We start from the raw sequence: 987 nt of genomic DNA on the forward strand, positions 1-987 counted from the left end.
AGGCCGCTCGCAACCAGCATCCCGAGCGCTGGAGTGGCAAAACGCGCAACTGGGAACCGGTCGAGGTCGTCACTCTCAACCCCGTGCGGGAGGAGGACATGACAACGGAGAAAATAACTGACTAAATTCATAGGAGATGCGACAACTACCTTGACAATCACCGCCACCAAGAACCATCAAGGAGGGCATTGCCAAGATTGAGGAACTGACCGGAATCAAACGCAGCCACGGTGTTGTTGGGCCGTTTTTGCACTCCCTGGGGATGGCACCCCGGAAAGTTGGAGCCATCCCCTCAAAAGCAGACCGAGAGGAACAGGAAGATTTTCGCATCAATCAGTTAGAGCCGCGTCTCGAAGAGGCAAAACAGGGCAAACGCGCTCTTTTTTTATCGATGCCGCTCATTTTGTACTGGGTTCCTTTCTTGGTTTTTTCTGGTCATTTGAGCGATTATTTGTAAAAGCGTCTGCGGGACGAAAACGCTTCAATGTGCTTGGCGCGCTTAACGCAATCACCCACGAACTTGTCATGATTACGAATAACAGCTATATCAATTCCGAGAGTGTCTGCACGCTTTTGAGGGAGATTGCCATAAAGACGACTGGAATGCCAATGACGTTGGTTCTGGATAATGCTCGCTATCAAAAATGTCAGATTGTAACCGCGTTGGCGGCGCAGCTAAACATTGAGCTTCTCTATCTTCCGCCGTATTCGCCAAATCTAAATTTAATTGAACGACTTTGGAAGTTTGTAAAGAAAGAGGTTCTGTATTGTAAATACTATTCTGATTTCAGTCTTTTCAAGAAAGCGATTGAAACCTGTCTTTTGCAGACAACTACAGTACATAAAAAGGAACTTGACAGTCTGCTAAACCGCGCCTAACCTGGAATACGTAGTTTTTCTTCCTCTGGGTCGAGGGCGATCTTTACCCACAGGCGATCCGCTACTTCAAAGACGTTGCGGTTGATGTTCTTGGCGAATTGATGCACG

General features: G+C 47.7%; 1 pseudogene. It reads left to right on the forward strand.

From position 1 onward, the window contains the following. Window positions 1–163 precede the first annotated feature (163 nt). A pseudogene (locus CKO36_RS19200) lies at window positions 164–879 on the forward strand (IS630 family transposase); the annotation flags it as partial. Window positions 880–987 lie beyond the last annotated feature (108 nt).

Source organism: Rhabdochromatium marinum, from assembly GCF_016583795.1.
GTDB lineage: Bacteria > Pseudomonadota > Gammaproteobacteria > Chromatiales > Chromatiaceae > Rhabdochromatium > Rhabdochromatium marinum.